Annotated in this window: 26 protein-coding genes and 1 pseudogene; 16 read left to right on the forward strand and 11 right to left on the reverse strand. The window is 53.5% G+C overall.

Translation table 11 applies throughout. From position 1 onward, the window contains the following. The first annotated feature begins 6 nt into the window (after positions 1-6). On the forward strand, positions 7-492 hold the full coding sequence (locus tag D5085_09780; GenBank protein ID QEP43385.1) for a hypothetical protein: 486 nt from the start codon (positions 7-9) through the stop codon (positions 490-492). Continuing rightward, complete coding sequence (locus tag D5085_09785) at positions 485-712, forward strand: hypothetical protein (GenBank protein ID QEP43386.1); 228 nt, start codon at positions 485-487, stop codon at positions 710-712. The genes D5085_09780 and D5085_09785 overlap by 8 nt, the downstream gene beginning before the upstream one ends. Before the next feature lie 125 nt (positions 713-837). On the opposite strand, the gene D5085_09790 is transcribed toward D5085_09785, so the two are convergent. Then, the gene (locus D5085_09790; protein ID QEP43387.1) at positions 838-1,227 is read right to left on the reverse strand and encodes a hypothetical protein; all 390 of its coding nucleotides are present in this window, start codon (positions 1,225-1,227) and stop codon (positions 838-840) included. 32 nt (positions 1,228-1,259) lie between these two features. Here D5085_09790 and D5085_09795 point away from each other — a divergent pair, with 32 nt between their 5' ends. The 4 genes from D5085_09795 to D5085_09810 all read left to right on the forward strand — a co-directional run bounded on the left by D5085_09795 (position 1,260) and on the right by D5085_09810 (position 3,098). Continuing rightward, positions 1,260-1,724 carry a hypothetical protein gene (locus D5085_09795; protein ID QEP43388.1) on the forward strand — a complete coding sequence of 155 codons (465 nt, stop codon included), beginning with the start codon at positions 1,260-1,262 and terminating at the stop codon, positions 1,722-1,724. A gap of 140 nt (positions 1,725-1,864) precedes the next feature. Further along, positions 1,865-2,137: a BrnT family toxin gene (locus D5085_09800; protein ID QEP43389.1), complete on the forward strand. Its 273-nt coding sequence runs from the start codon at positions 1,865-1,867 to the stop codon at positions 2,135-2,137. Next, entirely contained in the window at positions 2,109-2,354 is a 246-nt protein-coding gene (locus tag D5085_09805; GenBank protein ID QEP43390.1) for a hypothetical protein, read from the forward strand. The genes D5085_09800 and D5085_09805 overlap by 29 nt, the downstream gene beginning before the upstream one ends. A gap of 114 nt (positions 2,355-2,468) precedes the next feature. Continuing rightward, the gene (locus D5085_09810) at positions 2,469-3,098 is read left to right on the forward strand and encodes a hypothetical protein (GenBank protein QEP43391.1); all 630 of its coding nucleotides are present in this window, start codon (positions 2,469-2,471) and stop codon (positions 3,096-3,098) included. Between the two features lie 140 nt (positions 3,099-3,238). Here D5085_09810 and D5085_09815 read toward each other — a convergent pair whose 3' ends face one another. From D5085_09815 to D5085_09830, 4 genes are all read right to left on the reverse strand, one after another. Continuing rightward, a complete protein-coding gene (locus tag D5085_09815; protein QEP43392.1) occupies positions 3,239-3,490 on the reverse strand; it encodes a hypothetical protein in 252 nt (83 codons plus the stop codon). A gap of 177 nt (positions 3,491-3,667) precedes the next feature. Beyond that, complete coding sequence (locus D5085_09820; protein QEP43393.1) at positions 3,668-3,877, reverse strand: hypothetical protein; 210 nt, start codon at positions 3,875-3,877, stop codon at positions 3,668-3,670. Next, the gene (locus D5085_09825; protein QEP43394.1) at positions 3,874-4,446 is read right to left on the reverse strand and encodes a hypothetical protein; all 573 of its coding nucleotides are present in this window, start codon (positions 4,444-4,446) and stop codon (positions 3,874-3,876) included. The genes D5085_09820 and D5085_09825 overlap by 4 nt, the downstream gene beginning before the upstream one ends. Next, positions 4,446-5,102, reverse strand: coding sequence for a hypothetical protein (locus D5085_09830; GenBank protein QEP43395.1), 657 nt, complete (start codon positions 5,100-5,102; stop codon positions 4,446-4,448). The genes D5085_09825 and D5085_09830 overlap by 1 nt, the downstream gene beginning before the upstream one ends. Before the next feature lie 189 nt (positions 5,103-5,291). On the opposite strand from D5085_09830, the gene D5085_09835 reads away from it, so the two are divergent. The 4 genes and pseudogenes from D5085_09835 to D5085_09850 all read left to right on the forward strand — a co-directional run bounded on the left by D5085_09835 (position 5,292) and on the right by D5085_09850 (position 7,170). Then, positions 5,292-5,717 (forward strand): hypothetical protein, encoded by a 426-nt coding sequence (locus D5085_09835; GenBank protein ID QEP43396.1) that lies wholly within the window; start codon positions 5,292-5,294, stop codon positions 5,715-5,717. 263 nt (positions 5,718-5,980) lie between these two features. After that, positions 5,981-6,430 (forward strand): annotated as a pseudogene (locus D5085_09840) (transposase). 51 nt (positions 6,431-6,481) lie between these two features. Beyond that, on the forward strand, positions 6,482-6,739 hold the full coding sequence (locus D5085_09845; GenBank protein QEP43397.1) for a hypothetical protein: 258 nt from the start codon (positions 6,482-6,484) through the stop codon (positions 6,737-6,739). Further along, a complete protein-coding gene (locus D5085_09850) occupies positions 6,736-7,170 on the forward strand; it encodes a type II toxin-antitoxin system VapC family toxin (GenBank protein QEP43398.1) in 435 nt (144 codons plus the stop codon). Before D5085_09845 ends, D5085_09850 begins: the two co-directional genes overlap by 4 nt. A gap of 482 nt (positions 7,171-7,652) precedes the next feature. Here D5085_09850 and D5085_09855 read toward each other — a convergent pair whose 3' ends face one another. Together D5085_09855 and D5085_09860 are read right to left on the reverse strand one after the other, a co-directional pair. Further along, complete coding sequence (locus D5085_09855; GenBank protein ID QEP43399.1) at positions 7,653-8,702, reverse strand: IS3 family transposase; 1,050 nt, start codon at positions 8,700-8,702, stop codon at positions 7,653-7,655. Further along, the gene (locus D5085_09860; protein QEP43400.1) at positions 8,699-9,142 is read right to left on the reverse strand and encodes a hypothetical protein; all 444 of its coding nucleotides are present in this window, start codon (positions 9,140-9,142) and stop codon (positions 8,699-8,701) included. Before D5085_09860 ends, D5085_09855 begins: the two co-directional genes overlap by 4 nt. Positions 9,143-9,886: 744 nt before the next feature. Here D5085_09860 and D5085_09865 point away from each other — a divergent pair. Genes D5085_09865 through lpdA form a run of 6 tightly spaced genes read left to right on the forward strand, consistent with a single transcriptional unit; the run spans position 9,887 to position 17,886 of the window. Continuing rightward, positions 9,887-10,387, forward strand: a complete 501-nt coding sequence (locus tag D5085_09865) for a hypothetical protein (GenBank protein QEP43401.1) — start codon at positions 9,887-9,889, stop codon at positions 10,385-10,387. Between the two features lie 4 nt (positions 10,388-10,391). Beyond that, on the forward strand, positions 10,392-11,741 hold the full coding sequence (mpl, locus tag D5085_09870; protein ID QEP43402.1) for a UDP-N-acetylmuramate:L-alanyl-gamma-D-glutamyl-meso-diaminopimelate ligase: 1,350 nt from the start codon (positions 10,392-10,394) through the stop codon (positions 11,739-11,741). Beyond that, the gene (locus tag D5085_09875) at positions 11,738-12,352 is read left to right on the forward strand and encodes a UbiX family flavin prenyltransferase (GenBank protein ID QEP43403.1); all 615 of its coding nucleotides are present in this window, start codon (positions 11,738-11,740) and stop codon (positions 12,350-12,352) included. Before mpl ends, D5085_09875 begins: the two co-directional genes overlap by 4 nt. Before the next feature lie 6 nt (positions 12,353-12,358). Further along, positions 12,359-15,220 carry a hypothetical protein gene (locus D5085_09880; GenBank protein ID QEP43404.1) on the forward strand — a complete coding sequence of 954 codons (2,862 nt, stop codon included), beginning with the start codon at positions 12,359-12,361 and terminating at the stop codon, positions 15,218-15,220. Positions 15,221-15,245: 25 nt separating this feature from the next. After that, positions 15,246-16,433, forward strand: coding sequence for a 2-oxoglutarate dehydrogenase complex dihydrolipoyllysine-residue succinyltransferase (gene odhB, locus D5085_09885; protein QEP43405.1), 1,188 nt, complete (start codon positions 15,246-15,248; stop codon positions 16,431-16,433). 10 nt (positions 16,434-16,443) lie between these two features. Next, a complete protein-coding gene (lpdA, locus tag D5085_09890; protein ID QEP43406.1) occupies positions 16,444-17,886 on the forward strand; it encodes a dihydrolipoyl dehydrogenase in 1,443 nt (480 codons plus the stop codon). Positions 17,887-17,890: 4 nt separating this feature from the next. Here the strand turns inward: lpdA and D5085_09895 are convergent, their stop codons facing one another. The 4 genes from D5085_09895 to D5085_09910 are packed head-to-tail and all read right to left on the reverse strand — an operon-like array spanning position 17,891 to position 24,098. After that, the gene (locus tag D5085_09895) at positions 17,891-20,179 is read right to left on the reverse strand and encodes a methyl-accepting chemotaxis protein (protein QEP43407.1); all 2,289 of its coding nucleotides are present in this window, start codon (positions 20,177-20,179) and stop codon (positions 17,891-17,893) included. A 20-nt stretch (positions 20,180-20,199) separates the two neighbouring features. Continuing rightward, positions 20,200-21,258 carry a PAS domain S-box protein gene (locus tag D5085_09900; GenBank protein QEP43408.1) on the reverse strand — a complete coding sequence of 353 codons (1,059 nt, stop codon included), beginning with the start codon at positions 21,256-21,258 and terminating at the stop codon, positions 20,200-20,202. 24 nt (positions 21,259-21,282) lie between these two features. Continuing rightward, positions 21,283-22,332, reverse strand: a complete 1,050-nt coding sequence (locus D5085_09905; protein QEP43409.1) for a hypothetical protein — start codon at positions 22,330-22,332, stop codon at positions 21,283-21,285. Positions 22,333-22,361: 29 nt separating this feature from the next. After that, positions 22,362-24,098 carry a GGDEF domain-containing protein gene (locus tag D5085_09910; protein QEP43410.1) on the reverse strand — a complete coding sequence of 579 codons (1,737 nt, stop codon included), beginning with the start codon at positions 24,096-24,098 and terminating at the stop codon, positions 22,362-22,364. Between the last annotated feature and the right edge of the window lie 3 nt (positions 24,099-24,101).

Raw genomic sequence — 24,101 nt, forward strand, 5'->3', positions numbered from 1 at the left:
TAGCAAGTGAAAAGAAGAATATATCTTGAAACTTCAGTTATCAGTTACTTGACTGCGAAACCAAGCAAAACCATTATTGGTGCTGCTCATCAGCAGATAACGGCGGCGTGGTGGGACAAACGAACAGATTATCAGTTATTTGTTTCAGAATCCGTCTTAAAAGAATGTGCTGCAGGTGATCCGGTAGCAGCAAGTAACAGGTTGGTGATAGCCGAAAAGTTACCTTTGCTTCTTATCACTGAAGAGGCATTTCAAATAGCTCAATCGCTGCTGGATCGAAAAATAATACCCCAAAAAGCCGCAGAGGATGGCTTGCATATAGCCATTGCGACCATTCACCAAGTCGATTATTTACTAACATGGAACTGCAAACATATTGCTAACCCTGAAATTCAGAGAAATATATCAGCCTATCTTGATGAAATAGGTTTGTTTCTCCCATTCATCTGTACTCCAGAAGAGTTATTAGGAGAGGATAACAGTTATGACTGATGATGAAATTCTTGAGGAAGTTCGCAAAAACAGAACGGCTCATGCAGCTCAATTTAATTATGATCTGCGAGCCATTTACGATGATCTAAAAAAATCAGAGTCTGAACATATACGAAACGGATATGAGTATGTTGAGCCGCCAGTAACCCATATATCTGCTAACCAGACACTCCAGCCGACCGTTACTGCGTTGCGCCGCTTTCGCTCTGCAACACAGTAACGGCGGCTGAGTTTTAGCGTTACCCCCCAGCCCGCCACCCCCAAGGCCGCTGTTGCCACCCATCAGCCGCACAAATCCCTAACTTAGCCGCCCGAGCCGCCCTCTCAGCCGCAAAATAGTCCGCCTCACCACACATAAACCGCCGCCATCCCCGCCCGCACCATCGCCAAATTAACACTCTGACCGGTCGCATCAAACACCTCCGCCACCACCCGCCCATAACGGTCGGTATCATGGCGTTTGAAGGTAACTTCAGTGCCAATAATCCCCCGCAAGTGATCCCGACTCTGCTCTCCCCACGGCTTCTGCCCCATCTCAGGGGTATCAATGCAATAAAAGCGGGTTTTGATCGTCTCACCGTTGCAGCTCAGGGTAGCGGTATCGCCATCATAAACCGATTTCACCCGACACGATTCGGCAGTGGCGGTCATCGGCAGCGGTATCCCGCCATCGAGCCACGGTACCACTAATCCGGTGAGGGCAACGCCCCAAAACAGAATCAGGCGGGCTCTCATGGCATCCCCATCATCCCCATCGGGCTGCTCATTTGGCCGATATTGCGCCGCATCGCGCCGACATTGCCGGTCATGGTGTGCACTCGGCCCGACCGGTGCTCAACGGCTACCCAAAGGGGCGCTGCTTCTACGGCTACCGCGAGATTTCGATCCTCTACGGTAGCGACACCCCCGCCGATGTCGATCACCTCTTCCCCCACAAGCTGAAACGGTGCGATGACGGCAAGCCGATTGATGGCGTGGCGAACTTAGTGCTGGCCTGTACCGACTGCAATCGCGGCGCACAGGGCAAATTTGACCAAATCCCCGCGCTACCGCTGCTAGAACGGCTCCACACCCGCAACGAGTACCTGATTCGCTCCCACCACCCGCTGCAAACCGGTGCTAGTCGTGAAAAGCGGCAGAATTACCTGCAAGATGCCTACAACTGCGCTACAGTGTTTACTGGTAGCTGGCAGAAGTGGCAGCCGAGGGCGGAGGGAGTGGCGGTTTTTTAGGGTTTAGGTGGGGGTTGGGTAAATGGCTGTAGATTTAGGCTGGACATGGGATGCGGGGTTGATATACTGGGTGGAGTCGGGGTTTTAATTTTACTCTGACCCTGTTAACCCTGTTTATTTAAACCGATCAGGCTTAAATCATGAAATTTGAATGGGATGACAAAAAAGCAGTCAAAAACATGAAAAAGCATGGCATCTCTTTTCATGAGGCAGCTACGGTTTTTGGCGATCCTTTGGCACTCACATTTGATGATCCTGATCACTCCGGTGATGAAGAGAGAGTGTTGACATTTGGTAGAACAAGAACAGAAAAATTAGTCATTGCTTCCCATACGCAACGCAATGGTTCAATACGAATTATTAGTGCCCGTCTAATGGATAAACATGAGAGGAATATTTATGAAGAAGGCTAAAGATAAAGATGAAATGAGACCGAGCTATAGCAGAGAAGATTTAGGAAAGGGCGTAAGGGGTAAATATTATGACGATTATAACGCAGATCATAACCTTGTTTTGCTTAATCCTGAAGTAGCGAAAGCATTCCCGACTGAAGAGGCAGTGAATGAGGCTTTGATGTCTCTGATTAAGATAGCACAAACATCAACATCACTAACCAATCGCTCCACTTGACCACCATTCCGCTACGCTTCATGGTGGCAAGTGAGCTTGTCGTTACCGCCCAGCCCGCCACACCCAAGGCCGCTGCTACCCCCCCATCAACCGCCCAAATCCCTTTGCGCTTCCTTGCTCAGCCGCAAAATAAGCCGCCTCACCGACCACCTGCACCAACTGTTACAGCAACTCTCAGCCGACGATTTAGCCGGAGAAGTCGAAGCCCGATGGCGCTTAGTCGAAGAGGCGTGGGCGAATAACCTCTCGCGCCAACTGATGCTGGTGGAGTATGAAGAGCACGACCAGCAGCTTATCGGCATCCACAGCCAGCGGCGTATCTCGCTCACCTCGGCCCGACCGGCGCTCAACGGCTACCCAAAGGGGCGCTGCTTCTACGGCTACCGCGAGATTTCGATCCTCTACGGCAGCGACACCCCCGCCGATATCGATCACCTCTTCCCCCACAAGCTGAAACGGTGCGACGACGGCAAGCCGATTGATGGCGTGGCGAACTTAGTGCTGGCCTGTACCGACTGCAATCGCGGCGCACAAGTCAAATTTGACCAAATCTCCGCGCTACCGCTGCTAGAACGGCTCCACACCCGCAACGAGTACCTGATTCGCTCCCACCACCCGCTGCAAACCGGTGCTAGTCGTGAAAAACGGCAGAATTACCTGCAAGATGCCTACAACTGCGCCACGGTGTTTACTGGTAGCTGGCAGAAGTGGCAGCCGAGGGCGGAGGGAGTGGCGGTTTTTTAGGGTTTAGGTGGGGGTTGGGTAAATGGCTGTGGATTTAGGCTGGACATGGGATGCGGGGTTGATATACTTATTGGGGTGGGGTGAACCCGAACTAAGGTTTAATTCTACTCTGACCCTATTTATTTTGACCCTATTTATTTTCAGCGGGACGAGTCTGTGATGGGTTTGTCCCGTTTTGTTTTAGCGTGGGACTTTGCTTCTGTCTCATCTAAAAAAGGGCGGGACAAATCTCCTTGGAGAGTGTGGGACGGTACAAGCAGCGCTGCACCCTGACAATTCGGAGGCTCACCAACCCTACCGCCTGATCGGACTCGGCTTCGCGCGCTCTTCTCCGAGTTCTCCTGCCAATCTTTAAAGGCCTGCGATACGGCTGCCAGGGTGGGGTTCGGCATCTCTATTCTCCTTTGTGGTTCATCAGGGGAGTCGTGAAACAAATGTTGCGGCGTTTTTTACGCTATGGTGGCGTAAGGTTACGATAATTTTACCTACGCGGGAGCCGGTAATAGAGCCGGTACGCAGGGCATGCCACTCGGCACTGCCTTGTTCAATGTCGGTTATGATGTTATGGGTCATTCTTTTGGATCTGGCGGTCTCTGCTGCAGGTCATCACTACCTTCTAATGGTGCATCTTCACCGATAAATTGTGGTTTACCGTCCTGCCAAAAAACAGCATAGTGACCCAAACGCCGTTTGGTGTTAAGGGCCTTGTTTACTGCAGTTTTTAATGCTTCCAGTGCTTGTAATGCTTCAGCAGAGGGAATGGTATCCTGATCTGTCATAGAGTAGCCTTTTGTTGTAATAGCTGAAAATAGTTGAGATGAACCACGCGACGAAGTTGTCGGAACTGTTCAAAAATTAATACGGGTTCACCTCCGGCATTCATATAGCAGCGACAACTATCCACATTAGCACTATAGTGATTTAGCAGATTATTCAGACTTTTTGGAAATCGTCGTTCAATAGCTGCTATAGGGATATCATGCCCTCCGTGACGAACCCGTTCAAGAACGCGTAATCTGGATAGTTCAACATCGGGAAGCGCCAAATAGAGCAGATGAACACGCCAGCCATTTGACTGCAACCGGCGAATCAGGCGTAAATAACCGCGTCCGGAGAGCGTAGTCTCAAATGCAAAATCGTGCTGTAATGTCAGATGATTTTCAATAGAACTCAAAAACATTCGACTTGCTGCCACTGTCGCTTGCTCCGGTGCTAACGGAGAAAGACCTGCTGCAATTAAATCAGCATTAACAAACTGATAACAGCCGATCACCTTTGGTAGATACTCCAGCGCAAATGTCGTTTTACCCGCCCCATTCGGACCGGCAATGATCCAGCAAGATGGCACTATAGTCTCTCCAACGCCGTTTCCGCCGCCTGCCGCACCCATTTGTTACCATCTTTAGCCAGGGTTTTGAGGCTATTAGGTGGCGCTTTGGGGTGAGTCGCCACCGCAAGCCGTTCGACCCAGTCACTGGAGCGTACCGCTTTGGCAATGACATCAGTCGGGCATTCATCGAGCAGCAGCGCCATCAGGCGGTTAAATGAAGGCTTAGTGCTTTTGGCAAATTTAGCCGCATAGTTTTCGGCAAAGGTTTTGGCGTATTGCTGCTGTTCGGTTTCGCTCATAAAGCTGAATAGGTTGGCGGTCTGCTCCGGGGGCAGGGTGCTGAAAACCTGTTCCAGATGCTGGGTTGCTTTTTTGTAGAGCGACATATTGCTGGCCAGCCGAGTCAATAGTTCGGTATCGATCGCAATCGGTTTAGCTGCTTTTTTAGGCTTTGGTGGCAATTCATCAAATTCATTATCGAGCTGTTGGCGTACCTCAGCAATCAAATCGGGCTGTTTCCATAGCACTTGGCGCACTTTGGCATCGCTATCCTGAACTAACTGCTGTTGTACCGTCGGTTTCAGGGTTTTATTGGCCGCCAGAGCTTTGCGTACCGCCACTTTCTCATCCTGCGCTAGTTGCAGTTGTATCGCTTCATTCAGGGCCTTATTCATCGTTTCGTCAGGGACAGCCACAAACCGGCAGCTTGCCCGATTTTACAAGTGACATGACACCCACTCTTCTGAGGCGTAAAATCTGTTGAGCAAAACCATTTATCGCCACAAAAGAGGAAGTGTCATGTCAGAAGCGAGTGTAACTGAATCGATCGCAAACCCCAAGCAGAAACCGCGCCGTATGAGCAAATGACTCAGGAGCTGAGTGAAGCCGACATTGCACAGCACTTGGACATTCTTCGCACCACACTGCGTCACTGGCGTCAGCGCTCACCGGTGGTGGCTGACTTTTTTGAGCACCCGGATGGAATTGTGTTTCTGCATCGATTGATTATTACACTTTATTTTGTGCTGAGTTATCAACCACAGGATCTGCGGGGCGTGATGCAAATGATTCAGCTCAGTGGCTTGGATATTTTTGTGGCTAACTCACTGGGGGCTCAGCAAGCCGTTACCCAGCCAATTGAACAGCAAATCCTTAGCTATGGAGCCGAGCAACGCGAACAGGCTGTTGCTCACCGCAGCCAAGCGCCGGTAAAGCCTATCAGTTTGATCGAAGATGAGACCTTTCATCCTGACATTTGCTTAGTGGCGATGGAAGCGGTCAGTGGCTAGATTTAGAGCTTTATTTTTTTAACAACTGGTCTCAAATTGCTTGACAGCTTCCGCCGGTGTCAGTCGTGAAAAGAGGGAGGCGTACCTGCAAGATGCCTACAACTGCGCTACTGTGTTCACTGGTAGCTGGCAGAAGTGGCAGCCGAGAGCGGAGGGAGTGGCGGTTTTTTAGGGGGTTAGGTAGGGGGTGGGTAAATTACTGTAGATTTAGGCTGGACATAGGATGCGGGGTTGATATACTTGGCGGAGTCGGATTTTTAATGGTTGTTGATAAAGCCGCCGTGATTGCGGCGGAAGAGCTCACCGCCCCGATGTCGGGCAAGTCCTTCGGCAAGAACGTCAATCGTCGGCTGGCAAGCTGGACGAAAGGCGTTATTGCCGAAGCACTTGACACTGTTTCAAACCGCAGAGGTTCTGCGGTCGTTCTGGTCAATCCTGCCTACACATCGCAAATCGATTCCCGCAACGGATGCCTACTCGGCAAACGCCAGGGGGATCGGTTTTACTGTTTCGACGGGGTTGTGTTGCAGGCAGATCAGAACGCTGCGCGAAATGTGCTGGCACGCTTGTCCGACCCTGACATCGATCGGTTCATGCCGTACCGACAGGTGAAGACGATCTTGCAAGCACGGACTGAGCGCCTCCGGTTGGGACTGCTCAACTAGGACTCCAGTTGCTCGCCCGCACGGGTGTTATCAACGGAGCGCGAATGACCGAAAAACTGCCATGAGCAACTTTGCTTAGGTGTTTAGGAACAGATAAACATGAGTACACCACAAATTTTACCGATGATTCAGGCTCTGCCTCATGCCGAAAAAATACAGCTTATGGCACTTTTGGTGCAAGAGATTGCTAAAGAGGAGCAAATTCCTCTCCAGCAAGTCGAATCGGTACATGCTTCACCTGTAAGCGGCGCAGAACGATATGCCAAAATTCGGCAGTTGGTGGAGCCATTGCATGGAATTGAACTGGAACTTCCCACACGCAATGCCATGCCTCAACCGCCTGACTTTAGCGAATGATTATTCTCGACACCAATGTGCTGTCTGAGTTGATACGGTTACAACCTGACATGCAAGTTATCCATTGGTTTCGTAGTTTACAAAACCAACAATGTGTCACGACCACGATCACTCGTGCCGAAATCAGATACGGCATCGGCTTATTGCCCGAAGGCAAGCGAAAACACCAACTCCAACAGGCAGTCATTGCTCTGTTTCAACCAGCGATTGTTGAACAAGTTCTCCCTTTCGATACCGATGCTGCCGATTGTTATGCCGAAATAGCCATACTAAGACGACAGCATGGTCTGCCGATCTCGCAGTCTGATGCCATGATTGCTGCAATTACCAAAACTCATACTGCCACGCTGGCAACGCGTAATATCAAAGATTTTCATCACTGCGGTATTGCTCTCATTGATCCATGGAATAGGGAGGAACAGGTTCGATGAAACGCGTCAAAAAACATCAAATAATAAACAATTTGCCCACCATCAAACTTGAAGGAGCACTATTTCTCGCCGATCAACTGGAGCGGGCAGCATTGGGATAAGCCAGTAGTCAGACTGCCAGTGACGGAAGCTGTCAAGTAATTTGAGACCAGTTGTTAAAAAAATAAAGCTCTAAATCTAGCCGGTGATTGCCACTGCCCTCACCGGCAAATTTCGCCTATGTTGAGTCATGACGCAACAAGGAGCGAACATGACCCTCATGGCCCTTTGCCGCAAGAGCCAAGCCCTTCAGCAAGGGGGAGCTGCAAGGCGAACTGCAACCCCTAATCTAGGAACCTCCCTCCTGCACCGCGTTACCCACAGCCCGCCCCCCTACGATAATAAGGGGGTCTCCGGGGGGCGGGCTATGGATAACGCTCTGTCATTCAGCCACCACAACCGGCTAAAGCCATCGACGATAGACCCACTAGCGGCACCGTCACTCATCTCTCCTTCGCTCTATTCAGGGTTGGATAGTTGACCTCCAGCGACCCCACCCCCTCCTCCGGTAGAGCGGGGTTAATCCATACCTCAGTAGGGGGTTGCTTAACCTTGGGCTCACCATGAATAAAGCGTTTCGGATGCTGCTGATAGGCCTGCTTCAGCGCCTGTTCACGCTGCTCGCTAACCTCCTTGTAACGACCGGTAAATACCTGCTCTGGAGTGAACCACGCAATCCCTCGATGGTGGTGGTGGAAACAGTACCAGTCAACATAGTCACTAAACCATATTCTGGCATGGTCAACTCCTGTAAATCGTTGAGGATAATCGGGTTGTTGCTTGAGTGTTTTAAATTGACTCTCGCTAAACGGATTGTCGTTACTGACTCGTGGACGGCTGTGGGAGCAGGTGATCCCCAGTTCGGCCATCAAGTCGAGATAGCCTCTGGCGGTCATCGGCACACCTCTATCCTGATGCAGTGTTAAGCCACTGAGCGCGACCCGATAGCGAGCCGCTGCGTCACTGATTAACAGCTTGGAGAGCTCACTATTCTCCTTCCTTGAGACCATCCAAGCCACAATAAAACGGCTGTAGAGATCCATCACCACATAGAGATTCAAGAAGTTACCCTGCTCTGTGGTGGGAAGCTTAGTGATATCCCATGTCCAAACCTCATTCGGGCGGGTCGCCCGTAATCGGGGGATAGCGTGTGATTTGGCCGGTTTTTGAGCTCGCCGCTCTCCCGTCTGTTGATTAGCACGAAGGATCCGATACATCGTACTGATTGAACAGTAATATTTCCCTTCATCCAGCAGGCTAGCATAGATCTCTGCCGGAGGTTGGTCATAGAATCGTTCGCTGTTCAAAAGCCCCAGAACGGCTTGCCTCTCTGCCTCACTCAGCGCATTGGCTGCGACGGGTCTTGGAAGGCTCGCTCGGGGGGAGACAACCGGAGCCTGTCGGCGGTAGTAGCCTGCACGCGAGAGCGCTAGGCTATCGCAAGCGGCTCTTATGCTCACCGAACTGGGGCACTCTTTTTCAACTAATCTCATAAGCTTATCTCTGTGTTCATCTGCTCCAATAAGCTGAAGGCTTTTTTTTGGAGCGCAATCACCCCTTCGGTCTGCTGTAACCGTTGGCTAAGACGCTGAATTTCCTTCTTTAAACGCTCTATCTCCTTATCTCGCTTGTCTAGGCTCGGTTTGCGACCACTCTGTTTCCCTTTCAGGCCAGCCTGCCCCTGTGCTTGCAGTTGTCGGCGCCATTTGGTCAGATGGGAGCTGTAGATCTGCTCTTTGCGCAGCAGCTCGCCTAGCTGACCCGGCTCCTTGCACTGCTCTGCTTCTGCTAGGATCCGAAGCTTCTCTTCCTCACTAAATTTGCGGTAGGAGCGCTTCTCTTCATCGGGGTCGGTAACCTCGTTGGAGGGTAAAACGGTAGTATCTTTGGGCATCGTGTATCTCCTCTGTTGCCCCCCTGATTCTACATTCATTTCTCATCAGGGGTGGTCTCAGGGTATCTTGACACTCAGGGGTGATTACCACATTCCCAAAGGGTTGCAGTTCAAAGATGAGTGCAGTCGTGCGTTTCAGATTGCTACGGCATTGTGGCACACATTTCAGACTGCTTGTTAGCGTACTGACAAGGATCCACAAGGGATTACCAAGAAGTTTGTTAGCAAATTATTACGCGACGCATTCGGTTATCATGGGATGGTACGAACTGAGAGTATAACTATTCATGATCGCCGTTTTCCCATATCGCTGCGCTATCAAACCATACCGGTCGTGATTGCTCCGCATCAGTCAACAATTACTTTCCAACAGGAATTTATAGTATGTATTTGGGAGCGAATGCCGTATTAGCACTACGGTCGATGCACTCTAGTCGTTGATGGGATGGCTTTAGTCCCTTTTATATCGAACGCAAACAGCAGAAGCGTTTTCCAAACCTACCGCTGGATATGGAGGCCACAAATGAGGCGTTGGCCTGTGAGTTGTTGCGAGCTTGATTTGAGGAGCGGGAGGCGGGTTGCACCCCTTTGCCGGAGAATTGACTGGCGGGCTCTGTAGGGGGAGAAGATGGGGCCGCAGGCGGGGCTGTAGAGATGGCTAGCATCTTCTCTGCTGTGGCGGCATAATAGCGACTTAAATTAATTGTCGGAAAATTTTAGGGGGACGCAGATGACCGATGAAGAGTTTCTAACCCCACGAGTAAAGATCAACACGAAACCACTATGCAACGCCTTCTGTTTGCCTTTATCGAATTAGTGCTGCTACAGCGCCCGCCGCAGTCGCTGCCGGCTAACTCTCTGCTATTTGTGTTGGCGGTGGGGTGCCATGGCTTGACCGGCTGGTTGATTGGCCGACTCTCACTCGCGCCTGAGTTAGCGGCGGTGGCGGCACTTTATGGTACCTTTATCGTCTTACTCTATATGGTGGTACTACTTGAGGTCGCGCAAAAACGGATTCGGCTGATGCAGTCGCTGACCGCCCTGCTCGGGGGGGAGGCGGTGATCGGCATCGTGGCGCTACCGATAGTCTATGTCAGCCTCACAGGGGAGAGCGGTGGCGTCGCTGCCCTGCTATCGTTATCGATAGTGATCTGGAACCTCCTCTTTGCCGCCCATATCTTTCGTCATACCTTGGCCGATGGTAAAGGCAGTGGGATGACGGCGGCGGTGCTCTACATGGTTACCTCGTTACTGCTCGGCGCCATGCTGCCGCTGGAGGGGTAGCGCGATGGGACGCTCTCTCCATATTCTCGGTATCTGCGGTACTTTTATGGCAGGGCTAGCGGTGCTGGCGCGAGAGCTAGGGTATCGGGTAACCGGTCAGGATGCCAATATCTATCCCCCCATGAGTACCCAGCTACAGCAGGCGGGGATTGAGCTCATTGAGGGGTATCGCGGTGCCGATATCCCTACCGATAGCGAGTTAGTGCTCATTGGTAACGCCCTATCGCGCGGGAACAGTGCCGTCGAGTGGGTGCTCAATCGGCGTCTGCCCTACCGCTCCGGCCCCGAGTGGTTACAGCAGCAGCTACTAGGGGAGCGCTGGGTAGTGGCGCTCTCGGGGACGCACGGTAAAACCTCGACCACCGCCATGGTGACAACGATGCTACAGCAGTGCGGTTTTGAGCCGGGATTTCTAATCGGTGGCGTCGCCCCCGGTCTCGGGCTTTCAGCTCGTTTAGGTCGTCCGCCCTACTTTGTTATTGAGGCGGACGAGTACGACTCGGCTTTTTTCGACAAAAGGAGCAAATTTCTCCACTACCGGCCACAGACGCTAGTGGTGAATAATCTTGAGTTTGATCATGGTGATATCTTTGCCGATTTGACGGCGATAGAGACCCAGTTTCACCATCTGCTCCGAACCGTTCCGGGGCGGGGGAAGATTATCTACCCTGCGGGAGTCGCCGCGATTGAGCGGGTACTCCAGCGCGGCTGCTGGAGCGATACCGAGCGGCTGCACCACCCCGATGGCTGGCAGGTAGAGCGGCAGGAGACGCCGGCGGGGCAGCAGCTACAGTTTTGGTGGCAGGGCGAGCGACAGGGGGAGCTGCTGTGGAGCCAAGCGGGTGCCCACTCAGCCGCCAATGCGCTAGCTGCCCTTGCTGCGGTGCGACACGCCGGTATCCCCCCGCCTGAGGCGATTGCGGCGCTATCGCACTATCAAGGGGTTAAACGGCGGTTGGAGACTATCTGGCAGCGCCACGGGATTGTGATCTACGACGACTTTGCTCACCACCCGACCGCGATTGCGACCACTTTAGCGGGGGTGCGGCAGCGCTATCCTAAACAGCGGCTGATTGCGGTGGTGGAGCCGCGCTCGAACACCATGCGCCTAGGGGGGCATCGGGATAGCCTGCCGCAGGCGCTGGCGGTGGCCGATGTGGCATTTATCTATAGCGGTCAGCTAGCGTGGCAGTTAGCGGCGGGTGAGAGTATCGCCGTTAACGAGTTATCTGAGCTAGTCGAACAGGTGGCCGACGCCGCCGTGGCAGGGGGGCATATTGTGGTCATGAGTAACGGTAGTTTTGACGGCTTTCACCAGCGCTTAATCACAGCCCTAGAGCAGCGACTGGGGTGAAACAGATCACGCTCGCCTTGACTGGTGCCTCGGGAGCGGCCTACGGTCTGCGGCTGCTACAGCAGCTACTGCTCAGTGAGTGTGAGGTCTTTCTCATCTACTCTAAGGCGGCGCAGGTGGTGCTGGCGACCGAAGTTGAGCTAAAACTCAGTTCGCGTCCCGAACAGGCTAAGCCGCAGCTATTAGACCATCTGCAGCTCCCACAGCGAGCGGAACAGTTGAGTGTATTGGGGCGGGAGCAGTGGTTCTCGCCCGTTGCGAGTGGATCGTCAGCGCCGGCGGCGATGGTCATCTGCCCCTGTTCGACCGGAACACTGGCGGCGGTGGCGCACGGTCAGAGCAGTAATTTAATTGAGCGGGCTGCTGATGTGGCGCTTAAAGAGCGGCGTCAGCTCATTTTGGTGCCTAGAGAGAGCCCCTACAGCACCATTCAGCTACAAAATATGTTGACCTTAAGCCAAGCGGGGGCGACGATTTTGCCCGCTAGCCCCAGCTTCTACCATCGGCCCGAGTCGATAGAGGCGTTAATCGACTCGGTTGTGGCCAGAGTGCTAGATCATCTACAGTTAGAGCAGCAGCTAGTGCCGCGTTGGGGCCGTGGCGTTGGATAGGGCTCGATGTCCCTTTGGCATACGCTAACGACCTATCTGCAGCCGCAGCTATGGCGGTGGCTGTTGCAGCAGCGGCTCGATCGCTGGCGGGCCGATTGGGCGCTACTGCTGGAGCGGGAGACGATTCGGCAAAAACGGCGGCTTATCGAGTGCTACGATACGCTACAACAGCAGCGACGCGAGCGAGCCGAACTGGTGCTACCGCCGAAAAGACGCCCATTTTTACGCTTAGTGCCGCTCTACTGGCACTGTAACCACCCCGGATTGCCCGGTTTTATCGATCGGCGTGGGATGCCGACCGGTATCTACCGCTTTACCCCCGATGAGGAGCTGCTACAGTTAGCACACCAGCAGCATCCGCTGTTTGAGTACCTCTCGCCGCTGCTGCCGCGTTTTGGAGCGCTGTTTGAGGTCAACGGCGCCGGTACCCTGACTCAGACAGCCGAGCATCGGTTTCGCTTCTGGATCTGTCACGAAGCGGCTCTCATCGAACAGGAGCTGCTATGGTTGCAGTATAAGGCCGATGCGTTACAGCAGTTTGCCGAGCACCAGCGGCTACAGGCCGAATTTATCTTAATCAATAGCAACAAGGTGGCAGCGGGGCTACTCAATCCGCTCTATCCGTGGCTCGATGGCTCCTCGGCCCTGCTGCTCATGCGCGATACCCTCTACCACAATGCTCTGCAGTTAGCTGGGCAGATACCGTTATGGTGGCTCATCGCTCCCGAACAGGAGGGGGAGTATCAACCGAGCCGCGAGTCGCTGGCGCTAAAACATTTCGATTGGTGTCGAGAGGTGATCGACTTAGGGCCGCTGCCGCAGGTCGCTGCGGGGGATTTTTTTGCAGTGGCGCTACAGCTGCTGCAGCGAGGAGTCGCCGAGCCCTACTCCCATCTGATTGAGCTACAGCGGGTAGAGTTCTACCTGTTTCAGCAGCCGTTGGTGGACTATCTTAGCCACCAATTGAAGCGGGAGTTGGTATTAAACGGTAGTCCGAGTACGATTGATCCTTGGCAACAGCTAAGCGATGCTCTATTGGGGCAGGATGGGTCGAGGATGGCCACAGAGGAGTGGCAGATGGTGCGTCAAGCGCTCTTTCTACAGCTTAACTGGACCGGTGTCTCAGCCCACTACCAGCCGCAGTGGCGCCTCTCAGCGCTAGCGAAGTGGCAGCAGCAGTGGCAGCTATCGGCCTCTGAACGACAGCAGTTGCAGCGCTACGCTAACTGGCCTCTCTCCGCGCTGCTCCGTGAGCGCCAGCTGCTCTATCGCTATTTTTATCGCCAGCTACAGCGTCTGCTGAGTTTAGCGAAAGAGCGGGACGATATTGAACACTCACGCATCGAGCTGTCGCTGCTACAGCGGCAGTTAACGACGATCATGCAGCTACGAGAGGGGAAGGTTCTCTGGCTAGGGCGGGGAGTGCCCCACCTGCCTCAACCACACTCCCTGCTGCTGCAGGAGCAGCCGTCGCCACGAGATAGGCGACCGCAGTGGCAGCTACTTAGCGTGCCGTTGGTAACTGAAGGTGAGGGTGGCGACATTACGCTGTGTCTGCAACGACAAAATCTTGTCGAGCTGGTTAGCTGGTGCAGCTTTAACCACCTTAATCAGGGCCCAGTGGCGCTGCAACGGCAGCGAGTTCGGGTTACCGAAAAGCAGTTAAACCAGCTATTACAGCGACAGCAACGGGGGTTTCGCGACTGGCTCGACTATCAGCCTAAGGGTAGCGATTTTCGGGTACGGGAGCAGCCGCTCGTCTCGCAGCTAGTGATCAATTTTGGCCTGACGGCAGAGGATCAGCCCGAAGGGTTGAGCACCGAGGGGGGGGAGCCGTTGCTTCACGGCGATAGCGCCACTTCACTCTTTAGGTCTCTTGACTGGGTCAGCCTCACTAATTGGGGGGAGATAGCGTGTCGCCACTACCATGGCGAGCAGGGGCTGGCCGACTGGGTGTGTGACTATCTGCGCCTCTATCCGCTCTCGGGGGCACTCCATCCGCCGCTGCCGCAGCTACTGACCTTGGGGCCAGATTGCCATAGCAGTATGAACGGGGCGTTTACACAGTGGTTTAATGCCATTGTCGAGCTCTTTTATGTGGCCAAAAACCGCTTTTTTAGCCGTCTGATTTGGCAGCAGGGGCAGCACTACTACCTCTTTTATATCGACAAGGGGCAGCAGGTGGGGTACCACTGCGGTAGCTGGACGGCACTGCTGCTGCAACTACAGCAGCCGCTATCCCATTTCACCACCAGCCGCTATGTTCCCAATACGACTACCGAGCCGCTGGCGCTCATTGTCACCCTCAATCGCCCCCAATTGGTGCAGGCCTTTGGTTGGCAGACGGCGGGAGAGTTTAAGCTATGGGTGGCGGATGAGCGGGGCAGCTACTACTATCTACACGAAAAGATCGCCGCCCATCCAGAAGAGCAGTGGCGGCGATATCAGCGGCTACTGCAGGCGCTGGTTGTGCAGCAGCAGCGGCTGGTTAAACGCAAGGTGGTGCGCAGTGCCCCTAGACGGGTCGCGTGGTATCGGCTTGAGTTGTCTCAGGGGGAGCTAGATTGGGTGGCCACGCCATTGAACATAGGCATCCAACGGCAGAGCAGGCCGCAGCTACAGCTACAGCTACAGGGGGAGGGGGTCGTGTTGCGGTTTAAATCGGAGCGTCTGGCTGAGAGTGAGTATGGTGAAAGATTAGCTGGCGAGCTAGTTGCCCGCTGGCGGCGTCACTGTGCCCAAGCGCCGCAGATTAGCGCTGTCGTGGTCGGCGGGAGCTATTTGCGCCGCTATGCTGCCAAACGGCTGCAAACGGTGCGGCTGTTGCGCTATTATCACCATTGGCAGAGTCGATTGGATGCTATTTAGATAAAAGTCTTAGGGAGCGGATAAGATGAGTATTGAGGTAAAACTGTCCCAATTTCCCGAGTCGGTGAGCGAAGGGACGCTATTGAAGTGGTACCGCCAGACGGGAGAGAGGGTGAAACAGGATGAGTCGCTAGCGGAGATTGAGACTGATAAGGTGATTCTCGAAATCCCCGCGCCGGCGGCGGGGGTATTGAGCCAAATTTTGGTACAGGAGGGGGAGAGCGTAACTAGCGAGGCTCTGCTAGGGCGGATTGAGCCGGTGAACGAGATTGACACGGGCACCGGCACTGAAGCTGCTAGCATAGCCCCCCCGCAGCAGCCAGCGATGAGCCCAGCCGTACGAGCGCTGCTACAGCAGCACCAACTCAATCCGACAGCCGTCGAGCCGAGCGGCAAGGGGGGGCGACTACTAAAAGAGGATGTCCTAAAGGCGGTGGCCGACAAAGAGCCTCCAGAGGTGGCAGCGACAGCCGCGACCACGCCTAATCTGTCAGAGCCGACGCCTCACGGCGAGCGACTGACACGCAAAGAGCCGATGAGCCGTATTCGGGCTCGCATTGCCGAGCGTTTAGTCGAATCGCAGCAGAGTAGCGCGACCTTAACGACCTTTAACGAGGTCGATATGAGTGCCGTGATGGCGTTACGGCAGCGCCACGGCGAGGCGTTTGAGAAGCGCTATCAGATTCGGCTAGGCTTGATGTCTTTCTTTGTTAAGGCGGTCACGGCGGCACTACAGCAGTTTCCAATCATCAACGCTTCGACCGAAGGGAGTGATATTCTCTACCACCCATTTTACGACATTGGCATTGCGGTTAGCTCACGGCGGGGGCTAGTTGTGCCGATTCTGCGCGACTGCGATAGACTCAGTTTTGCCGCCATTGAGCAGACGATCGCCCGCTTTGCCAATGAGGCGAGGGAGGGGAGCTTGGCGCTTGAGGATATCACCGGTGGCACCTTCTCCATCTCCAATGGCGGCGTATTTGGCTCGCTTCTATCGACCCCGATCCTCAATCCACCCCAAAGTGCCATTTTAGGGCTGCACAAGATCGAAAAGCGGCCTAGGGTGATCGACGAGGAGATTGTGATTCGACCGATGATGTATTTGGCACTATCGTATGATCATCGCATTATCGATGGCAGCGATGCGGTACGCTTTTTGGTGACCGTAAAGCACTACATTGAACAGCCCGTTACCCTACTGTTAGAGTTATAGGAGATATGTCATGAGTGAGACTACCCACTACGATGTTATCGTCATCGGAGCCGGAACGGCCGGCTATGTGGCGGCGATTCGCGCAGCCCAACTCGGACTAAAGAGCGCCTTAATCGATGAGTGGCGCGACAGCCGTGGCGAGCAGCGCCTTGGCGGCACCTGCCTTCATGTCGGCTGTATCCCCTCTAAGGCGCTACTAAAGAGCTCAGACTACTACCATAAGGTGCGGCACGAGCTAGCCGAGCACGGTATCACCTGCTCTGAACTGACACTCGATTTAGCGCAGATGATGCGGCGTAAACAGCAGCTCATCGACAAACTGACCGCCGGAATCAAAACGCTACTACAGGCCAATGGCGTGCAGCTAATCGCTGGCCGGGGACGGCTGCTGCCAGAGAAGCGGGTCGAGGTGACCACTTTTGAGCAGCGCGTTGAACAGCTAGCGTATGAACATGCGATTTTGGCCACCGGCTCTCGACCGGTCGAAATAACCCAAGCGCCGGTCGATCACCAAAATATCGTCGATTCGACTGATGCGTTGGCATTTGACGAGGTACCTAAACGGTTAGGGGTGATCGGTGCCGGGGTGATTGGGTTAGAGCTCGGCTCGATTTGGAGTCGGCTTGGGAGTAAAGTGGTACTGCTAGAGGCGCAGGAGAGCTTTCTATCGATGCTCGATGAGACGATTGCCCATTTAGCGCTGAAAGAGTTTCGCCGTCAGGGACTCGATATTCGGCTAGGGGCGAGGGTGATCTCTAGTAGTGTTGGCAAAAAACAGATCAGCGTCAGCTATCAGCAGGGAGAGGAGGAGTTGCGAGTACTGGTCGATAAGCTCCTAGTCGCTGTCGGGCGCACACCTAATACCGCCGATTTAACCTCGGATGAGCTGGCGCTACTGTTAGATGAGCGCGGTGCGATTCATGTCGATAGCGCCTATCGTACCAATCTGCCCGGTGTCTATGCGATTGGGGATGCGATTCGTGGTCCGATGCTAGCCCATAAAGGATCGGAGGAGGGGATAAGGGTTGCCGAAATGATTGCCGGTAGTGGTATGGGAGTGGCACCGGTGTCGATTCCTGGCGTGATCTATACCTCGCCCGAAATCGCCTGGGTTGGCGAGAGTGAGCAGAAGCTACAGGCGGCAGCGACCCCCTATCGAGTCGGCCAATTTGCCTTTGCCGCTAATGGCCGAGCGGTGGCGATGGGAGAGGGGCAAGGGCTGGTTAAAATCATCAGCCACGCCGAGAGTGATCGCATTTTGGGGGTGCATATTATCGGCCCGATGGCCTCAGAGCTGTTAGCGACTGCCGTGGTGGCGATGGAGTTTGAGGGCAGCGCCGAGGATTTGGCTAGAACGATTTTTGCCCATCCTACCCTTTCCGAAGCGCTACATGAGGCGGCACTGGCAGTTGATGGACGGGCGATTCACTGGGTTGCAACAAAGCGCCCGTAACCGTTCACACCCCGCGGTCACTGACCCGAAACTGGCCGACCTCACGGACGAGGCTATCAAATTCATGTTTCATCGACTCATTTAGGGCGTTAATCTGTTCGACCATGGAGGCGTTCTGTTGCACCGCCCCATCCATCTGCGATATCGCCTGATTAACCTGGCTAATTCCCTGCGCCTGTTCACGGGAGGCGGCGGTAATTTCGCCGATATAGTCACTCACCCGCTTCACACTGTTAATAATCTCCCGTAGCGACTCATCTGAGCGCACGACTAGCTGATTACCGTGTTCGACTTTAGTCAGCGAGTCCTCAATTAACAGCTTAATCTCTTTCGCCGCTGCGGCGCTGCGCTGGGCTAGATTGCGCACCTCACCGGCAACGACCGCAAAGCCGCGCCCCTGCTCACCGGCACGGGCCGCCTCGACGGCAGCGTTCAGCGCGAGCAGATTGGTCTGAAAGGCGATCTCATCAATGGAGCTAATAATATTGGCAATCTTATGGCTAGCCTGATTGATCTGCGCCATCGCGGTGGTGGTCTGGGTCAAAATATCACCGCTTGCCGTCGCTTGGGTGCGGGTCTCCTGCGCGACCCGATTGGCTAGCTCGGCATTATCGGCATTTTGGCGCACAATGGTGGTGAGCTGCTCCATACTCGATGCTGTCTGCTCTAGCGAGGCGGCCTGCGACTCGGTTCGTTGCGCTAGATCGCTGTTACCGCTATTTAACTCGGCAATGCTGCGCTGAAGCTTAGAGGCGTTCTGTTTGATAGTAATGACAATAGTCTCGATTTTATCGCTAAAGCGGTTAAATGCCGCCCCCATTTGGGCGATCTCATCACGACCTTGGGCCTCAAATCGTTGGGTGAGATCGCCCTCTCCTTCGGCGATATCATCTAAAAACCGAATCGAGTCTCGCAGCGAACGGGTAACCGACAAGGCGATAGTGGCCGATAGCAGTAGGGAGAGGATGAGGGCGGCAAGGCTGAGGGTCAGCATAAGCGTCACCTGCCACAGGGTGTGGTGATAGAGGCTATCCATCTCACGCTTTAACTCGGTTGCGAGCCAATCATCCATCTGTTTGAGGAGATCGATTTTTTGGGTCTGTTTATCAAACCAATAGGTCGAATCGATACCAAAATTGCCCTTAGTGAGCTGTTTGATAGCCTTGAAGGCGTTGCTATCTTCAACTTTGATACGCAGCATAAGCTCCTCAATCGTTGCACCCGCCTCTTTGAGCGCAATCGCCTGCGCTAGCCCCTCTCGGTAGCGGTTTAGGGTGGCCGTTACCGTGTCGAGTCGGGTGAGAGTGTCGCGATTGAGATTATCGAGCTTTCGATAGTGCTCTATCACAGCGATAGCGTTACGGTAGCTGTGGTTAAACCGCTCTATGCTCTCGGCATGGCCACGAAGTAGATAGTTGTGATAGTGGTGGATGAGGCCGCCATAGCCGATATGCTCTTCAAGATTTTGGATAAGTTGCGACTTTTTAAAGGCGCTAAAGGCGATTTGGCGCATCCGTTCGGTCTCTTGCACTACCGGATTTTGTATCAGTTGGCGGTAGTGGCTGATCTGCGCTGGGGTGGCTAGACTTAAAAAGACCGCCTCATAGCTATTTTGCTCGCTAACTAGGGCGCTGAACTTAAGGTACATGCCATCGGCGAACTTATCTTGAGCGAAGGTGTTAGCGAGGACTGCCCGCTCTATGCCCGAGCGCTCCTTAGCGAGTAGAAAGTTGGCGTAAGCGCTGAGGTTACGGCTAAAATGGCCGTTATTGATAACATCCATTTTAGAGCTAATTAGCTCTAAAAAGTCGCCGTTAAGGGTAGTGTAGTAGCTTAACGCTTCGGACAGGGGTAGCTGGAGGCCGATAACTTGGCCTCGAACCTCGTCTAGCCGCTCTAGTTGAGTCAGTAGCCTATTGATCTCTTGTAGAAAGCTGGCGCCTAAATGGTGGAGTGCCAACTCAGAGCGTCGCTGTTGTAGCTGCTGTCGTTGCCGATCGGTAAGTTGATGCTGCTGTGGCAGTTTATCGCGAAACTGGGCACCGGCTGAGCCGATATAGCCGGCCGACATTCCCCGCTCTTTCTGGAGCTCATGAACCAGGGCGCTTATGGAAGTGGAGAGCTCGACGAGGGGGATGAGTTGAGCGCTCTCCTGCCAGACTAGCCAGCGCTGATGCAGATTAGTGGCTGCAAAATAGAGCATCGCTGCGAGTGGAATGAGCAGCATTAGCGCTAGCTTCTGGTTCATCGATAGGTGGCTAAGCAACGAGGTCGAGAGTCGATGAGTTCGCATGGTTATCTATCCCAAACTATCTAAAGAAATTGAAAAATCAGCTGCTTGGTCGAGGCAATAATCGTGGCATCATATTCGTGAATGTTGCGGCTCGTTTTTTCGATAAAGATCGCTCGCAGCCACTCTCTGAGATCGTGACTGAGTCCTAGAAAGGTCTCAATGAGAAAGGGCTCGGCTTCAATATCGGTTTTAGTGCGAATGATGGTGGCAAGTTCGGCGAGGGTGGTGGCCATATCGTTAAACTCATCTAAAAAGAAGAGTGTATTGGCCAAATCTTGTAGATCATCTCCTATATGATGAGTGAGCGATGTCTGCTGAAAGCTCTCCATACTGTGCAGGGTGTCCTCAATATCGGTTAAGAGGGCGGCGATTTCGTTAGGGTTGAAATAGTGACTATCCTTATTGCTGATATAGGCCTCTGCCGAGAGTGTCGGTTTCGGTTCGTTATCGATGAGGACGCCGCTATCATCGATGGAGAAGTCGAAAAATTCACCCTCTTCAAATAGCTCAATACTCTGCTCCGAGCGCAGCGCAGGGGTAAAGAGGCGGGCATTGTCGATTAAAAGTTGGGTCGTTTTCTCTTCAGTATCGAGTCGATTATTGTGGCTGATTTGGCGCAAAAATTGGCGAAAATGTTCATTCGTACTCTTTAGGCGGCTAGTGACTGCTTTGAGGTTGGTTAGATCTTTTTGGATGGAGATATAGCAGAGTATGTTGCCGTTACGCTCTTTAATGGGGGTAATATTCCACTCGACCGGATAGCTAGAACCATCTTTGCGATAGTTGGTGGTCGAGCCGTGGAAAGGTCTATCCTCACGCAGGTTAGCTACTAGGCGTTGAATCACTTTATGGTTGGTTTTCGGCCCTTGAAATAGCTTTGGGGTCTTCCCTCGTAGCTCTTCGAGGGTGTAGCCGGTCATTTGGCAGAAGGCGGGGTTGGCGTAGAGAATCTGTGGCTGGTCGATATCGGCTGTGGTAATGACGATGGAGTGAAACGAGCTGTTAAAAAACTGCATTAAAAATTGTTGCAGTAGGTCAGGGTCGTTATTTAGAATCGAATTAAATAGCTGTTCTGGCATGGGAACACTCCTAGGTTTGCCCAATTAGAGGCGATGCCTCAGTTCGTGGTAGATCACAATAATTTTACTTAAATAGTCAACGGTACTTTGAATCACCGGAATGCGGCCATAAGGCTCGTAGAGCGATTGGGCTTTGGTACGGCTTAGGCCGGCGTGGTAGCCGGCTGCGGCAATAAGCATATTGCCCTTTCGTGCCCGCAGATGTTCGGCTAGCATCTGTACCATCGCCGGTACCGGTTTTTCGTGAGTTAGCCGCTCATCGAGGGCGGCTAAGGCCGTGCTATCTTTCAATATCGACTTACCGGCGCTATTTAGGCGCAAAAAGTCGCGATATTCGTTGCGACTGCGTTTAATTTGCGCCTCATAGTGCGCTTTGGCGGCGTAGTAGTTGTCGTTCTCCTGTAGCCGTTGGCCTATTTTAGCCAGATCACCGGCTGCCATCAGTTTTAAACACTCCTCGCGTTCGAGCGCCTTTTGCCAGTTTTTATCGCGATAGCGGCTCAATTCGCGTCGAAATTGGTAGTAGTCATCGAGCGATTTGGCATACTCGGGCTTAAGAAAGGGGGGGTGGCGATGTTCGGCTCGATCACCGGCGCAGACCATCTGATAGGATTGGGCCGTGGGGCGGATAAATTGGCAGACGCCAACGGCTGAGGCCCAAGAGATGGCGCGTTCGTAGAAGAACGACTCTAACATCATCTGCGCCATAATCCAGACCGGATCGACCGGATAGATAGCTCGGTGTTGTTCACACCCTTTGACTAGCCAGTGGCTAATACTCTCTAGTCTCGGTGGTAGGTTGGCCTCTTTAAATGAGACTGACCATACCGGTAAGCTATTTTGATTGTAGTGCTTTTGGATAATATCGAGTATCGCTTGCACTAGCTTGCGCTGAAATTGGGGCGAGAGATCGGCGCTAAACCCTTTGTCAATCGTGAACTGGAGGGCAAAGGGGTTGGGTGGCGACTCTGCCTCTGTGGCAAGGGCGGTTGAGGTGGAGGTGGCGAGTGTGGTGGGTATTAGCGCAGCGGTCACTGCTTGCTGAATCCATTGGCGGCGATTGATAGAGGGCATAAGCGATACTGAGTGGGGTTAGGGGGGGGCTAGCTCTGGTTAGCTGGGAGTTGATATTGGTGGCAACAGCGGTTGCGCCCCCCCTTTTTGGCTAGGTAGAGGGCATCATCGGCACGGCGAAAGAGAGTCTCTAGGGTATCCTCGGCGGTAAATTCGGCGATACCGCAGGAGGAGGTGATGGGGACTCGCTGGTTACGAAAACGAAATTCGGTCTTTTCGATTCGCTTACGCAGCCCTTCGACGACCTTAATGGCTGCATCGAGGGTGGTCTCTGGTAGTAACAAGATAAACTCCTCGCCTCCGAAACGGGCGACAAAATCGGATTTGCGAATATGGCGTCGCAGCAGTTTAGCGATGACGGTCAATACTTTGTCACCGGCTAGGTGGCCGTAGTTGTCATTCACCCGTTTAAAGTGGTCGATATCCCATACCGCCATGCAGAGGGGGTGCTGGTAGCGCACGGTGCGACTTAGCTCCTGCTCTATACGCTCGTTGTAGGCTAAGCGGTTGGGGATGCCGGTGAGTGGATCAATGAGAGCGATCTGGAGATGGTTGCGCACCTCCTCTTTTAACTGTAGCGACTCCTGCTGTACCTGTTGCAGTTGGGTGGTGAGTTGGGTGATTTGGGTTTCGGCCTGCTGTAGTCGCGCCTCTTCGGTATCGGTAAACTGCTCCATGCGGTCACGCAGCTGCTGTAAGTAGTGGCTGATGCTCTGTTTTAGTTCGGGTAGATTACTGGCGTTGGCAACATGATCGGCGAGCTGGCTGACATTCTTCTCCATATCTCGCTGTAGCTGGCCATCGACTTCACGGCTCTGCTGGTTAAACTCTAGGTGGGCTCTGATATGGTTGTCGATATCGCTTAGGTAGCCGGTGAGCTGTTGCAAAAAGCACTCTAGTTCGCTCTTCTCCTGCTGCTCGCGGTGGCGCATCGCCTGAATCAGATCGGCTATCGCCTTGAGGATCGTCTCAAGATTGTCGCTACCGAGGGTTCCCTGTTGTAGTCGTTGTTTGATCTCCTCTAACTCATCGTGGAGTCCGAGAGGGATATCAAGCCGCTCTAGCAGTCGAATTAGAATCTCATTCGGGGCGAGGGTGCCGGGGATGTTGAGCTGGATCGTGGTGGCTAGATCCTCAATGAGCTTATGGAGTGAGCTCTGCTCCCGAATCGACTCTAGCCGACGGTAGAAGAGCTGCTGCTGTTTGGCATCGCTGAGGGTGTAGTTGATCAGCTCTAGCAGAATCTGTTTAATTGAGGGCAGGCTACCGATGGGGGTCTGCTGCTGCTCTTGTGCCTGTAGGTGGCGAAAGATCTTCTGCAGCAGCTCATCGAATAGGTGTAGTGCTGTCTCCTCCATCGCTGGGGTATCACCACTGAGCCGCTCTAGTGCGGTGCGACTCTGTTTGAGATAGCCTTGGTACTCTACCGGAAGGTGCCACTGCTCTAACATCGCTAGGAGTTGCTGGACTAGATCTTGCCGCTGGCTCGGTTTTTTCTGGCTAGCTTGCTGAGCTGGGCCGATATTAGAGACCGTCTCGTTAAACAGCGTCTCAAGACGCTCGGCGCTGTTGTCTGGGGTCAGATTGAGCCCTAGCTCGTGCAGACGCTGATTGAGACGGTAGCCACCGCTATGGGGAATCGCCGCAGCGATTGAGGCGAAGCCTCTGCGGGTGGTGGTCTGTAGCGTCTGCCACTGCCGCTCAAGCTGCTCAATGTGATCCAGAGCATCCAGATAGCGTGCTTTCCAGTCGGGAGGGGAGCTCATGGC

This window comes from Ectothiorhodospiraceae bacterium BW-2, assembly GCA_008375315.1.
Classification (GTDB): Bacteria; Pseudomonadota; Gammaproteobacteria; order Thiohalomonadales; family Thiohalomonadaceae; genus BW-2.